The sequence below is a fragment of the Paenibacillus faecis genome (genome assembly GCF_008084145.1).
GTDB classification, from domain to species: domain Bacteria; phylum Bacillota; class Bacilli; order Paenibacillales; family Paenibacillaceae; genus Fontibacillus; species Fontibacillus faecis.
The window spans coordinates 614,138-628,117 of record NZ_VSDO01000003.1; the positions used below are offsets into that span (position 1 = coordinate 614,138).

The following is a 13,980-nucleotide window of genomic DNA, read 5'->3' on the forward strand; positions in this document are numbered from 1 at the left end:
CCCTACTTGATATAAATAGACTTATCCTAAGGGATTGCCATGATCAGCCGGTTTCATTCGCGGAAAGGCGCAGGGAAACACGATCGAATAAATGCGGACTCATTCCGATGAGGCCTTCCTGTTGTTCGAACATTTCACCAAGGCAACTGCTCATCCATATAGTAAAACCCGCCGTCTTCGCCCCTTCCTCCGCGGAAAGCTCCGCCTTTTCTCCGCCCATTCGGGTTTTGACCAAACCGGGGTGCACCGAATTGACCTTGAGATTCGTTCCCTTGGTCTTTTGCGCCCAATAAGCCGTCAGCATGTTTAAGGCCGCTTTGGAGGCCGAGTACGCCGGCGTCGCGATCCGCTGCGCCAGTTCATTGGACAGCTGGAACTGAATGGAGCCCAGGGCGCTGCTTTGGTTGACAATCCGTCCCGCATCGCTTTTTAACAACAGCGGCAGCAGAGCTTCCGTAATAAAGAAAGGCGCGAACGTATTCACTTCAAAAGTATCCCGAAAGGCGTCCCCCTCGTAGCCGGAGTTCTCCGCCCAGATCCCCGCGTTGTTAACCAAAATATCCAAGCGTCCGTAGGTTTCTTGGATGAATTGAGCGATCTCCGCGATATGTTCGGCATTCGTCACCTCCAGCTCCACTCCGAGCGCCTGAAGCCCTTCCCTCCGCAGTTCTCCCGCCGCTTCCTCCGCCGCTGCTTTGGTGCGTGCCGCAACCAATACGGTAACGCCCTGCTTCGCCAGTTGTCTGGCTACCTCATACCCGATTCCTTTGCTTGCGCCGGTGACTAAAGCAATTTTGTTCTCCATGATTCATTTCCTCCTTAGTGTGTGGACCTCTTTTAGGTTGTGGATGGCGAAAGGCGGCAGATAATGAAAATGTCTCCTTTTTATTTTGAGAATGAATGTTCTAGAATGTCCGTGGACAGCTTTTGAGAACGGTCGTTCTAAATTTACGAAAAAAAATTAGTCCGCCGCTTTCTCTAGTATATGCATCGACAATTTGGCAATCCGCCGCAGCTTCGCCTTGTCGACTGAAGTCCGGGCCATGACTCTCAAGCCCGTTAAAGCGTTATGCAGAACCTCAGCCAACGCCTTGGCATCGTGCCGCTTCGTAAACTCGCCGTTCCGCTGCCCCCATGCGATGATTTCTTCCAGCAGCCGCTCCACCTTGGCAAAAGCCTCTTTCGCCTTAGCGTCGACATCCGCATCCCGGATCCCCAGTTCAACGGCCGAATTGACAAGCATACAGCCGGGGGGCGTGTCTTCCTCGCCGTTAATCATAAAATCAAAGACAAATTCGACTGCTTCGAGCGCCGTATTGGACTGCTTGGCTCCCGCTGCCAATCTGGTGCTGATCCGGTCTTCAAATCGGTCCATCGCTTTAAGGAACAAGGTGCGTTTGTCGGTAAAGGTATCGTAAAGGCTTCTGCGATGAATCCCCATGCACTCGACAAGGTCATTCATGGAAGTCTTCTCGTAGCCCTGCTCCCAGAACAGCTTCATGGCCTTCTCCAAAACCGCGTTCTCTTCGAATTCTTTGCTCCTGGCCATTTTCAATTCCCTCCTGAAACGATCTTAGCATAATGAGAATGATCAGTAAAGAATTATTTTTACCGATCGTTCTCAAATCATAATCACTTGCTTCCATCACGCAAAAAGAGCCTGATCGCATCAGGCTCCCATCAAATTCTCATCCTATCTCTAGGATTTCAGAATATTATTCTGCTGCTGAAGCTCGACCTCTTCTTCCACCTCATAATACTCCCGGGTATACTCCGCTTTCAAAGCCTCCGCCTTCAGCAGGTTCTCCAGAAGCGGGATCACGTCCGTGCATTTTTGCCCCTTGATTCCCAGCGTTTCCGCCTTGACGGTGCCGTCCGGGAAAATACGAATCTGGATTTTTTCCGGCACTAAACTCCCCCCTTAGAAATCGATCGCGCGGCCTCCGCGGTTCAGGCGGACATCGTCATGCCCCTTGTCGCCGAACAGGCGGCCTGCTCCGGAAGACTTGCCGTCGTAGCCTTCGCGGTCCTCCCGTGGGGTGGCCGTCACAGCCCGGACGTTAGCCCAGTCCCGCAGCGCCCGGATTTGCTCCGCCAGGGTGACCGACAGCGAAACGGTGTTGGCGATGGCTTTGTGGAAGTCCTCCAGGCGAATGGACCGGTTTTCCGCAAAAGCCTCAAACAGCGCGTCGACGATCAACTGTTCGATTTCGGCTCCCGCAAACCCCTCGGTTTTCTCCACCAGATCCTCCAACACCTCGTCGGTCAACTGGAACTCGCCAAGCACTTCAGGATCCTGGATGCGCTTGTGGAAATGAACTCTGAGGATTTCCTTCCGCTCCCGTTTGGTCGGCAGGTCCACAAAAAAGATTTCGTCAAACCGGCCTTTCCGCATCATCTCCGGCGGCAGCTCGGAGATATTGTTCGCGGTCGCCACGACGAAGACCGGCTTGGTTTTCTCCTGCATCCAGGTCAGGAATTGCCCGAAAACCCGGGCGGACGTGCCGCTGTCTCCGCTGCTCGTAATGCCGCTGAAGCCTTTTTCAATCTCGTCGACCCAAAGGATACACGGAGAAATCGCCTCCGCCGTTTTGATCGCTTTGCGCATGTTGCTTTCGCTGCCGCCCACGATGCCCGTGAAGATCCGGGCCATGTCCAGGCGCAGCAGCGGAAGCTGCCACAAGGAGCTGATCGACTTGCTGATCATGCTCTTACCGCAGCCAGGAACTCCCGTGATGAGCACTCCCTTTGGTGCGGGCAGTCCATACTTTTTGGCCGAATCGAGCCACGATTTATTGCGCTTGGACAGCCAGCGTTTAAGGTTTTCGAGCCCGCCGATATCCTCCATCTTCAGGCTGCTTCGGACAAACTCCAAGATGCTGGTCTTTTTAACAATCTGCTCCTTCTCCTCCAGAATGACCTCCACGTCCTGGGCGTCCAGCTTGCCGTCTTCCACCATCGCCCTCGCAAACGCGTTTTCCGCCTCGGACAGAGTCAGACCCAGCGCCGCCTGGGCTAGCCGCTCCTTATCCTCCTCGCCCAGCTCGATCTGGATTCTCCCGCTCTGCTCGTTGATCGCAATCATCTGTTCGAGCACCGCCTTGATCTCTTCGAAGCTCGGCAGCTCAAAGTCCACAATGGTCACGTCTTTCTGGAGATCTTCCGGAAGCACTAACGCCGATGACGTAAAAATCACATTGATGGGATGCGCGCTCTGTTTGATCAGAATCAGCATATCCCTTAATTTGCGGATGACCTGAAGATCAGCCGCCCGCCCTTGCCCGCCGAAAAACACGTGGAAATCCTGCAGGACGACAATGCAGGGCTTGTCGTATTTTTCGATGAACTCGAGCGCTTTCAGGGGCTGCTTGCTGTCCCCCTTTGGCTGGTGGTTCCCGTCGACAATTCCGGTCGTCATCCGCCAAGTCAGCACCTCACGGGGGGTTTTGATTAATCCGGCGTCCTGCGCCACGGAACGGATAAGCGACAGAATGCGGTCTTCTTCCCAAGTCTGGATGTACAAATAAGGAAACCGCGCTTTCAGCAGGTTGGCTAACAAAGTCTTTGTTCGTTGCTGATCATGGACTACGTTCATGTTGACCCTTCTCTCCCTTTAAAAATCAACTTTTCTTCCGGAAATCGGCGGCGCTTGTTTAAGCTGCTGCTGTGAGAACATCACCAACGGCTCAATGGCGTGGTTAGGTTGCCGGGTAATCCCCATCACGGATATAAAATGGTCGAATGATTCAAAGCCGCCGACTTCCTGGCGCTTCGTGACGATTTTCTTAGCCAAAATGATACCGATCTGCGGAATAGCCGCAAGCTCCGCTTCAGTCGCCGCGTTGATATCGATTCGTCCCGCCGTGGGTGTCGAGTCCTGGAGCGGGGGAGCGACCGGCTGCCCGTCCGCCTCGTCCCGCCAACTCTCCCGGGCGGGTATTTGCAGCTGGGGAGGCCGCTTCATCCCCGAACCTCCTCCGCCGGCATTCAGCCGCGTTTCGGCCTCCTGTCTAAGCTTGGCGATCCGTTCCTGTTCGCGGGCTCCTTGCCCGTCCATATAGACATCCAGTTGAATCAAAAAGGCGGGCCTTACCATAAAAGCGTGAATTACAGGAATCACCCAAAGGACGATCGCCATATACGCGCCGAAGTCCATTCCCATGGCGGTGACGGTAAAGGCCGCGATGAACCAGGCCAGATATCCAAAACCGTACAGGCGCCAACGTTGATTTTTCACTCTGAACCCGATGTACAAAAAAGAGATAAAGCTTGTGATTCCGAAGGGGGCCAAGGTTAACAAAATCCACCAGCTGTTGATGATCTCCCAGGACATCCCGCGGTTAGTATACGTTTTTGCCATGCCTTCACCTTCTATCCGTTCAATATGTACGTCACTTGAATGGAGTTATCCTCAAGTACTTCTTCTGTTTCCAGAATGAGCCCCTGCTCCTTGGCCTTTTCGATCAAGCTAGTGTATACGCTCTGTTGAAGGTAGTGCTGGTAGGACAATTCCACCTTCTCCACCCAATCGGCAAAAGCCTCCCGATCCGCGGACTCCGGCAAAATCAGATCGTAGCCGCCCTCTTCGTTCACGATAAAAGTGGCTTCGCGCTCGCCGCCAAAAGTAATGGAATCGGCGGATTCCGCTTTGCGCAGGGAACAGCTCCAATCGTTCAGCGCCTGCTCCAAGAGCGCCTCGTCCTTCATTCGGGTGGGGAGAATCGTATAGCGTTGCCCCCCGTGCTGCAGCTGGTTGGAAATTCCTTCGGCGATCTCCTTGGTTAAAGCGATAGCCAGGGGGATCAAAACTACTTCAATGCTCATGCGTTGGCCTCCTTGCGCCCGTATCCCAACCGCAGCAGCAGCTCGATGTCCGCCGTTTGCGCCATGCCGTTCGCGGTAATCGTCCCGTCGGGATGGAGCCGAATCTCCAGTTTATTCGGGATCTTGGGCAGCTGTTTCTCCAAGTGTTTGTACCTCTCCGTCAAAAAACGATATTGCTGGTTTCTCGAACCGACCCAAGGGCGGCTTAAATCATGTTGACTTTTTATGTAGGGGCCGTCGATCAGCAGGTCGGTCTCGCCCAGTAAGCGCTGCCATCCGGCGTCTTCGGCCTTTTTGATATGTTCGTAAGGGTAGCCCGAGAACGTCACGACCGACAAGTCCAGTTCCCGTCTTATACGGCCGGCTAAACGGCTCAATGCCTCCGCCTGGCTGAAAGGCTCTCCGCCCAGAAACGTGACGCCCTCCAGCTCAGGGGCGCGCTCCAGGGTGGAGCGGATATCCTGGAAGAGGTCCTCCAATGCATAAATTTTTCCGCCGTCCATATCCCAGGTATGGGGATTAAAACAGCCCTCGCAGCGGATCGGACAGCCCTGGACCCAAATGACGTAGCGCAATCCCGGCCCTTCGACCTTCGTTTGCTCGACGATCCTCGAAACCCGGACGAAATCCATCCCTTCACCTGCCTTGTCATTGCTCATAGGACCCTAAAAACGAGCAAGCTGAATAATATGGCATAATTTTACTACACGCCCCCAGTCCCAGCAATGGACCTAAAAGGCTATAATACGGCGGTTTATCCCGATTTCGGCCCCGCCGCCCAAGGACGAAAGACCCTCCTGGCGGAGGAGCGATCAGTTGGGCAAACCGGAAATAATACCGAAGGGCCGACCGAAAGAAAAATTCGGTCGGCCCTGTATCGACGGTCCCTCTTCAGCCCCACGCCTTTACTTTAGATAAGCTAGAGCCAGATCGATCAGCTCTTGTTTGCTCAAGTGACCGCCGACATCCTCGATATGGTACCAGATATAAAACTTGCTGTCCGGAATGGGGTAAATAAAACTGATTCCTTTCCCCGTTGCGATCTCTCTGCTTGTTTCTTTGCCGGGGACGGCCGTATACTCGCCGTACAACAGCTCCGTGCCGTCGACGTTCAGCTTTTCTTTCTTCACACCCTCGCTCCCCGCAGAGCTCTGCTGAACAACCGTTTTCTCATCGGATTTGGTCGCCTGCACCAGCAGTTGCTTGCCGCCATGCTCGTAAACGCTGAACAAGCTCCAATGATCGCCGGACACCCGGAGCGGCTGCATGGCGTAGCCCTTCCCCGATTCGGTTGCCTGCTTCTCCAGTTGGTCCGTCAGCTTGCTCCGCTCCTCGTCGGACAGCTCGTCAGGGAGGTAGGTGACGCGGGCGCTTTCAAACTTGTACTTTTGCCCCGCTACGGTATCCATAAGCTGAATAGGCTGCCCTTTTAACTGTTCACGCAGTGTAGAGAGCGTCTTAAAATGCAAAGGCGCTCTTTCGATATCTATTTTGCGGTCAGGGTTTCCTTCCGCGATATAGAACGCCGCTGCTTCCCCTTCCTTCAAAAGCCGATCAGCCAATTGGCCGCTTTTAAGGGAACGCAGTTGATTTTCCAGCGTGTTCCCGTCCCGGTCGGCGGGGTCGATCTGCTTCTCCTCGTAAACAATATCACCGTGATGATTCGTCAACGAGTACAGATGAACCGCGGCGAAGGCCGAAGATACGGTTAACAGCATGCCGACCAGCACGAATACACTAACCCTGTAATTCAATGTACCTCTCCCTTTTTCCGCTTTGGACTCCAACAGCTTCTTCATTACAGGCCGGGTCAGGTCCGTTTCCGGCAGCCGCGCGTTATGGAAGAGTTGTCTGAGATCCCGGTCGTTGTCTCGATTCACCGCTGCTCGCTCCCTTCATTTGGATATAGTACTTGCGGAATTTGGCGGCAGTTCTTTCATACTTTTTGCGTAAACCGGTACTGCTGCGCTGCAAAATCAACCCGATCTCCTCATAGGTTTTATCCTCCACGCAGCGAAGAATCAGCAAACTGCGCTCCTCCGCCGACAACCTGGACATGGCCCGGAGCACCCGCTCATCGAAATAGGCGGCTTCGATCCGCTGATCGATCGGCTTGTGATCCTCATCCGAACGGTATAGAAACGGAAGGTACCTTGCCAATTTGCGCTTGCGCAAAACGTCCAGGCAATGATTGGAGGCTATCGTATAAATCCATGCCTCAAAAGGCTTTTCCGGACGGTATGTCCGCAGATGCCGGAAAGCCTTAAGGAACACCTCCTGCACGCAATCCTCGGCTTCGGCATGGTTTCCTAACATATGGTAGCAGTAGTGGAGGATCTGCCTCTGATATCTCTGCATAATCTTTTCAAACTGACGGGTATCCCCGTTCAAAATTTCACCGATGATGAAGCGAAGCTCCGTATCATCCACATCCTCACCCCTTTCTAATCTGCACTTCGGACGAGGAATCAAAGGTGCGGCATTACTTCAAATACGCTTTGGCCACGTCGATAAGGTCCTGCTTGCTTAAATTTCCGCCGACATCCTCTATATGGTATTGAATATGAAACTCACTGTCCGGAATACTGTACACAAAGGTGATCCCTTTCCCCTTGCTGATTTCCCTGCTTTTTTCTTTGCCGGGCTCGCTCTTATATTCGGTGTACAACAGCTCCGCTCCGTTGACTTTCAGTTTTTCCGTCTTCACTCCGTCTTCTTGGGAAGGGCTCCGAAGGATCACCGTTTTTCCATCGGATTTGATGGCCTGAACCAGCAACTGGTTACTGCCATGTTTGTAAGTGCTGAACAGGTTCCAATGGTTGCCGGACAGCTGCAGCGGATGCATTGCGTAACCTTTGCCCGATTCGCCGGCTTGCCGCTCCAATTGGTCTGTCAGGTTGGCCAGCTCCTCATCGGACAACGTAAGAGGGTCATACGTAAGGCTGGCGTTCTCGAACTTATACTTCTTCACTGTATCCAAAATTTTAACATGCTGCCCCTTTAACTGTTCGCGCAGTTTGGAGGATGCCGTAAAACTCAGGGACGATCTTTCGATGTTCGTTTTCCGATCCGGGTTTCCCTCCGCAATATAAAAGAGCGCGGCCTCCCCCTTCTTCAGAAGCTGTTTCGCCAGTTTGGCGCTCTTTAAGGATCGGAGTTGATCCTCGAGAGTATTGCCGGACGGACTCGTTTCGTCGAGCAGCTTCTCCTCATAAACCGTCTTTCCCTTGCTGTCGGTCAACGAATACATCTCGGAGGCGGCCATGGCCGAGGAAGCCGTTAACAGCATCCCCGTCAATCCAATTAGGATACCAGCTTTATATTTCATAGAAATGTCTCTCCTTTTTTGGTGTGCGGCAAAAGCGCACTGTGTTTTATGCAGGCCTGGCCAGGTCTGAACCAGGGGCGCGGACTATAGCAAGCAACTTCGTTCGTCGTTCGCTGCGGCAAGGGTCGACCCCTTCCTGCCCCTTTCTAAAGAGTACTACGCACGAGCCCCCTGCAAATGTGACATAAAAAAAAGGACCCGCATCTTGCGGGTCCCACCACCATCAGCCGAAAATGACCGGATCGGCAGCTTAAAGCTTATTCGCGTACATGATTTCCCCATACGTCCCGATAAAGATATATTTTCCGTACATCTTGATCCCGTCTTTCATCATTTCCGTCCCGAATATGCTCACGCCGGGATGCTTGTCGGGGATCGTAACCTTCCGCCACTGTACCCCGTCCTTGGAGACGTAATAATTATCGTAAAGATCGTACCCTCCCTCGCCCAATTCCTCGAAAGAATGGTACATCGCATAGAAAGACCCGTCAAACGCGGTGAGGAAGTTGAAGCCGTCTTTATCTTGGACCAGATTCGTTGTTTTCTTGGACCAATTTACACCGTCTTTCGATACCCACGTTTTGGTAGGGATATATTGGTTTGCAACGACATAGGTGCTGCCGTTCCAGGCCAGAAACACTTCGCTCATGTCCAGCGTCTTCAGCAGCTTCCAATGGACACCATCCGTCGTCTGCATGATCTTCGTCGTCGAGGGTTTATATTCGTTATAAACCTGGAATGTGGCGAGCAGCCGCTTGCCGTCCCAAACCATCGAGGTCAGCCAATCGTTACTAACGCTGTCAACCCGCGTCCAAGACACTCCGTCCTTGGAAGTGTACACGCCGTACACCTGGTCGGAGGCGACGAAAAATTTGCCCGCCCACATCACGTTGCGCAAGTCGCCGAATTGATCCCTAAACTTGATTTTCGCCGGCTTCCAGGTCGTTCCGTCCGCGGAATAATAAGCCCCGCCATTGCCGACGGCAACGAACTTGTTAGCCCCCCAGGCGACATCGAACAGGCTCGCTCTTCCGAGCCTGCCTCGGTAAGCGAACGGGCTGCTGCTTCTCCATGTCTTCCCGTCGTCCGTGTAGATCACGCTGCCGTACGAGCCCACGGCGACCGTTCGTTTGCCGTTCGTGGCCAAACCGTTGAAATCCCCGCTCGTCGCCGTACCGATCATCCGATAGCTCCACGAGGATCCATCTTTCGTATAGATCGAATATGTTCCGTCGGGGTGATCCTGCCGATCGTTCGAACCGATCCCGGCGAAACCGCTTTTTACGGGGTAAATGGTATAGATATTGGCATGAAGATAAGACAAGTCTACCTTCCTCCAACTGGCGCCATCCCTTGACGTATAAGCGACGTTGATATTCACCCCTTCGTTGTTGCCGGAGGCTCCGGTGACAATATACATGTTGTTGCCGTAAACGATGGTCTGCAATTGAACGCCGTTAGGCGACTTTCCTTGTTTCTTCCAAGTCGTCCCGTCCGTTGAAGTGTAAATGCCGTTACCGACACCGATGTATTGATGGCCCGTCCAGACCAGATCGCGGACCCCGGCGGCGGCATTATAGGTTTTGGCGGACCATCCGAGGCCGTCCTTGGAAACGAGGACGTAATTTTGATCATAGCTGCTTACGAAGTAAGTCCCGTTCACATATTTCAGGGTGTTCCAGCCGCGCTCGCTTTTTAACGTATATGAGGTCGCCCAGTTTTCCCCGTCTTTTGACGTAAACACATGTTTCGTTCCCAAAGCCACGAATCCGCCCTGGCCCCATGCCAGATTCTCGATCGTTTCGCCCGGGTTAAAGTCCAGCTTCGTCCAAGTTAAACCGTCTGTGGAAACAAAGCCTTCGGAAGGCTTGCGGTAAAGGTCCATGTCGTATTCCGTATTGTTGCCGAACATGACATATTTCGTTCCATCCCATTCGATAGTCGTCAAATGATAATTCCCGAATTTCGAGAGGGCCTTCCAGCTTACCCCGTCCTTCGACTTCATGACCGTGCCGTATGGACCGACGGCTATGTATTCGTTGTTATTCCCCTTTGTCAGCGCATAGGGCGCGTTGGAGCTAAAGGTCGTGTCCAGCGTCCAGCCTTCGCCCATCGAAACGGCCGGCTCCTGCAGCGTAATCGAGTCGAGTTCCGGGTAGGCCCCTAAAGCATCCGCCTGCGGGACAGCTCCCCCCCATAACGACAATAAGAATGACAGACAAACGACCATGACGAGCGCACTTCTTCTCATGTTTCCCTCCTGTTGTTGACGTCTTGTTGTTTAGAATTATTTTCATCTTAGTCGTTTTTTGTCGAATTGTGATGGGTCTTTATACCTATTAGCAAGAAAAAACATAACCAATGGCCCAAAACGACCGATTGGTTATGTCCGATAAAAGTCACATATTAATTTACAACTTTTTCACTGGGCGCAATACCGCATAGCCATATCCCTCGGGAAAATGACGCTGGTAATCCTGCTTAACGTCCTCATCCCATTCATACCCTCTGCTCTTCGGGTCAAAATTCCAGGCGGTATGTTCAACGGCCCCCATGACGGCGCCGTTATCCTTGAGGTAATCGAAAGGCGGATGAAAGAAAACCAGATATTCCGATTCGGGGATCTCTTTACATTCCATCCCGTCCGGAATAGCTCCCTGGTAGTCCAGGGCAACGGGAATTCCGTACAGATAGCCTTTTTGCCCGTCCCGATAAAACCATCCCGCCGTCTGGCCCAATTGCCCCGGCAAGGCCAGGTTGGACATGCTGTCCAGAACGCCGGCGATCTCATCGCAGTTGTGACCGTTTTGCCAGAACGACCCATAATTTTGTACGTCTAAATCCCAAATTCCAATAAACTTGTGTGCCGGAATGTACTCGACTTTGATCTCGACCGGTTGTACCCGTGAGTTGCTCATCTTGCCACGCTCCTTGGTCAAATAATAATGATAAGGCGAAAATACCTCCTGACGAATGGCCAATGGAATGGGCCGGGGCGCCTTGCGGTAAGCCGCCGGGGTAACCCGGAACGCCTTGACAAACGCTCGGGTAAAAGACTCCTGTGAGGAGAAACCATACTTTACGGCAATATCCAGCACGCGCTCGTCCGTGTCGCGGAGCTCCAAAGCGGCACGGCTGATCTTTCGTGTCCAGATATAATCCCGCAGCGTCATCCCCGTTAACTCGTTGAATTGCCTGGAACAATAATAGGGCGAGTATCCCAACTGCTCGGACATCTTCAGGAGAGATGCGGTTTCCGTGATATTGGCGTCCACCCAGTCCACCATAAGCTGGACCATTTCATTCCACTCGTACATGAGAGATTTCCTCCTTCCAACAGCATCATAGCAAAACGGTTTCCCGGCCTTTTGATCTGAGTTGCACTGCTTTTCGGGAACGCGGCTTTCTTATGTACACTTGTCATATTAGTGAATTTTTCGCACAATGATAATACCACAAGCCCTAAAATAGCAAAGATGATCATCCCCGAACAGGAGGAACTATATCATGAAACTCAGAGTGTCCGCAGTACAATATCAGCTTCAGACCATCGCATCGTTTGACGATTTCGCGAAACAATCGGAGCATTACATTAAAACAGCCGAGGAGTTCGGCGCCGAGTTCGTGTTATTTCCCGAGTTCTTCACGACCCAGCTGATGTCGATCGGAGACAAAGACGGTCACGCCTTGACCATCAACGACTTGCCCGATTTTACCGAGGCGTATTTGAACTTGTTCTCCTCCCTGGCCAAGCGGACAAACCTGCATATTATCGGAGGAACGCACGTCATCCGTAAGGAGGATCGGCTCTACAATGTCGCCCACCTGTTCTATCCGGATGGAACCATAGCGGCACAACCCAAGCTGCATATTACCCCCACCGAAGTGAACGAGTGGAAAATGGCCCCCGGCGATGGCCTGCAAGTGTTCCAGACGAGCAAGGGGACTATCGCCATGCTGACCTGCTATGACATCGAGTTCCCGGAAATTGTGCGAATGGCCAAAGCAAAGGGCGCGGACGTCATCTTTTGTCCTTCCTGTACCGACGATCGCCACGGCTTCCACCGCGTCCGCTACACCAGCCATGCCCGAGCGATTGAGAACCAGGTTTACGTCGTTCTGACCGGAACGGTCGGTTCGCTGCCGACGGTGGATTTCATGCGGGCGAACTTCGGGCAGGCGGCGATCATCACCCCGAACGACATTCCGTTTCCGCCCCGTGGTATATTGGCGGAAGGCGAGATCAACCAGGATATGATCATCACCGCCGATCTGGATCTCGACCTGCTGTACCAGGTTCGGGAGCAGGGCTCCGTCACGACGTGGCGCGACCGGAGAACCGATCTTTATCCGGACTGGAACTAAGGCGGGCCTGGGAAAATGGATATGTACCGCAAGGAATTTTACGTGTTTGACCAGGATCAGCCCGTCCCGGCGGTCATTCGTAATTATACGGAGCGGGACTTTCCCGCGCTGATCCGGATTCAACAGGAAAGCTTCCCGCCGCCGTTTCCGTCCGAATTGTGGTGGAACGCGGAACAGCTGAGCAACCATGTGGCGCTTTTTCCGGAAGGGGCGTTATGCATCGAGGTGAACGGCGAAATCGCCGGATCGATGACGGGTCTGCTCGTGGACTTCGATCCCGCTCACCCCGAACATACCTGGGAGGAAGTGACGGACGGCGGATATATCCGCAACCATAACCCTAACGGAAACACCCTCTATGTCGTGGATATCTGCGTACGCCCGTCCCAACGAAAGCTAGGGCTTGGCAAATGGCTGATGTCCTCCATGTACGACGTGGTGGTCCACAAGGGGGTGGACCGGCTGCTCGGCGGAGGCCGAATGCCCGGCTACCACAAGAAGAAGCACGAGATGACGGCGGACCAATACCTCGCTGCCGTGGTTAAAGGCGAGCTGAAAGATCCCGTGATCACCTTTTTAATGCGCTGCGGGCGTACGCCCGTGCAAGTCGTGGCGAACTACCTGGAGGACGAAGAATCTTGCCATTACGGCGCGTTAATGGAATGGAGAAATCCGTTCCGCATGACAAAATAAATTAAGAATGAGGTGCGCAGAATCTATGGAATACCGCAGAATTACGAGTATCGAGGACCCTTTGTTTAAGCAGATGCACCAGCTCATGCAGGATATTTTCCCACCCGAGGAAGTGCTTGAGTTCTGCCTTTGGAAAGAGCCGCTGGAGGATCCGGGCATCCGCGTCTTCGTTGCCGTTCATGACGGTCAAGTCTGCGGCGCAACGGAATACCGCTTCTATGAGGATTTCAATGTGGCGATGACCGACTTTACCATTATCGGGCGCGCCGGACTGGGGATCGGCCGCTTCCTCAGCCAAAAACGGCTGGAGGATTTGAACGCGCTGGCCCAAGCCAACGGCAAACCGCTGCTGGGCATGTTCGCCGAGATCTACGACCCTTACCGGGTGGAGCAGTACGAATTCGGCGGCGTAAAGCCGATGGATCCGTTTGTCCGCCGTGAAGTGCTGTCGCATTTGGGGTACAAACGCCTCGACTTCCCTTACGTTCACCCTTCCTGGAACAACGACGGGGAAGCCGTCACCGGGCTCGACCTGTGCTTCCTTCCGACCGACGACAGCCTGAGCGAGCTGCCGACGGAGCTGATCGTGAAGTTTTTGCGCCGTTACTACACCGTCCTGCCGAACAAGCCGCAGGCGTGGCACGACATGGTCGGGCAGCTGGAGGCGAAGGAGAGCGCGGCGCTGCTGCCGATCTGACCTTTTGTCAGTCCTGCATGCCGGCGTCACCTGCAAACTAACGGGAAAACCTCCCGTTAATTTACCGCACTTG

The 13,980-nt window shown here is 53.4% G+C and carries 15 protein-coding genes; 3 read left to right on the forward strand and 12 right to left on the reverse strand.

Annotated elements, in window-relative coordinates; all coding sequences use genetic code 11:
* Positions 1-43 precede the first annotated feature (43 nt).
* From FRY98_RS16170 to FRY98_RS16225, 12 genes are all read right to left on the reverse strand, one after another.
* Positions 44-805 carry an SDR family NAD(P)-dependent oxidoreductase gene (locus FRY98_RS16170; RefSeq protein ID WP_148453780.1) on the reverse strand — a complete coding sequence of 254 codons (762 nt, stop codon included), beginning with the start codon at positions 803-805 and terminating at the stop codon, positions 44-46.
* A 156-nt stretch (positions 806-961) separates the two neighbouring features.
* Complete coding sequence (locus tag FRY98_RS16175) at positions 962-1,549, reverse strand: TetR/AcrR family transcriptional regulator (protein WP_148453782.1); 588 nt, start codon at positions 1,547-1,549, stop codon at positions 962-964.
* A gap of 150 nt (positions 1,550-1,699) precedes the next feature.
* Positions 1,700-1,909 carry a DUF2997 domain-containing protein gene (locus tag FRY98_RS16180; RefSeq protein WP_148453785.1) on the reverse strand — a complete coding sequence of 70 codons (210 nt, stop codon included), beginning with the start codon at positions 1,907-1,909 and terminating at the stop codon, positions 1,700-1,702.
* Positions 1,910-1,921: 12 nt separating this feature from the next.
* Complete coding sequence (locus FRY98_RS16185; RefSeq protein WP_148453787.1) at positions 1,922-3,595, reverse strand: AAA family ATPase; 1,674 nt, start codon at positions 3,593-3,595, stop codon at positions 1,922-1,924.
* 18 nt (positions 3,596-3,613) lie between these two features.
* Positions 3,614-4,360, reverse strand: a complete 747-nt coding sequence (locus FRY98_RS16190) for a ComEA family DNA-binding protein (RefSeq protein ID WP_148453789.1) — start codon at positions 4,358-4,360, stop codon at positions 3,614-3,616.
* An 11-nt stretch (positions 4,361-4,371) separates the two neighbouring features.
* Positions 4,372-4,824: a hypothetical protein gene (locus FRY98_RS16195; RefSeq protein WP_148453791.1), complete on the reverse strand. Its 453-nt coding sequence runs from the start codon at positions 4,822-4,824 to the stop codon at positions 4,372-4,374.
* Positions 4,821-5,483: a 4Fe-4S single cluster domain-containing protein gene (locus FRY98_RS16200; protein WP_249043433.1), complete on the reverse strand. Its 663-nt coding sequence runs from the start codon at positions 5,481-5,483 to the stop codon at positions 4,821-4,823. Before FRY98_RS16200 ends, FRY98_RS16195 begins: the two co-directional genes overlap by 4 nt.
* A gap of 246 nt (positions 5,484-5,729) precedes the next feature.
* Positions 5,730-6,704, reverse strand: a complete 975-nt coding sequence (locus FRY98_RS16205) for a hypothetical protein (RefSeq protein WP_148453793.1) — start codon at positions 6,702-6,704, stop codon at positions 5,730-5,732.
* A complete protein-coding gene (locus FRY98_RS16210) occupies positions 6,661-7,254 on the reverse strand; it encodes an RNA polymerase sigma factor (RefSeq protein ID WP_148453795.1) in 594 nt (197 codons plus the stop codon). The genes FRY98_RS16205 and FRY98_RS16210 overlap by 44 nt, the downstream gene beginning before the upstream one ends.
* Positions 7,255-7,306: 52 nt before the next feature.
* Positions 7,307-8,152 carry a hypothetical protein gene (locus FRY98_RS16215; RefSeq protein WP_148453797.1) on the reverse strand — a complete coding sequence of 282 codons (846 nt, stop codon included), beginning with the start codon at positions 8,150-8,152 and terminating at the stop codon, positions 7,307-7,309.
* Positions 8,153-8,402: 250 nt separating this feature from the next.
* On the reverse strand, positions 8,403-10,403 hold the full coding sequence (locus FRY98_RS16220) for a sialidase family protein (protein WP_148453799.1): 2,001 nt from the start codon (positions 10,401-10,403) through the stop codon (positions 8,403-8,405).
* 160 nt (positions 10,404-10,563) lie between these two features.
* Entirely contained in the window at positions 10,564-11,469 is a 906-nt protein-coding gene (locus tag FRY98_RS16225) for an AraC family transcriptional regulator (protein ID WP_148453802.1), read from the reverse strand.
* A 190-nt stretch (positions 11,470-11,659) separates the two neighbouring features.
* Here FRY98_RS16225 and FRY98_RS16230 point away from each other — a divergent pair, with 190 nt between their 5' ends.
* From FRY98_RS16230 to FRY98_RS16240, 3 genes are read left to right on the forward strand one after another with little or no spacing between them, the layout of a single operon-like run.
* Positions 11,660-12,517 carry a carbon-nitrogen hydrolase family protein gene (locus FRY98_RS16230; RefSeq protein WP_148453804.1) on the forward strand — a complete coding sequence of 286 codons (858 nt, stop codon included), beginning with the start codon at positions 11,660-11,662 and terminating at the stop codon, positions 12,515-12,517.
* A gap of 21 nt (positions 12,518-12,538) precedes the next feature.
* The gene (locus FRY98_RS16235) at positions 12,539-13,210 is read left to right on the forward strand and encodes a GNAT family N-acetyltransferase (RefSeq protein ID WP_148454548.1); all 672 of its coding nucleotides are present in this window, start codon (positions 12,539-12,541) and stop codon (positions 13,208-13,210) included.
* A 25-nt stretch (positions 13,211-13,235) separates the two neighbouring features.
* Positions 13,236-13,907, forward strand: coding sequence for a GNAT family N-acetyltransferase (locus FRY98_RS16240; protein ID WP_148453806.1), 672 nt, complete (start codon positions 13,236-13,238; stop codon positions 13,905-13,907).
* Positions 13,908-13,980: the final 73 nt, after the last annotated feature.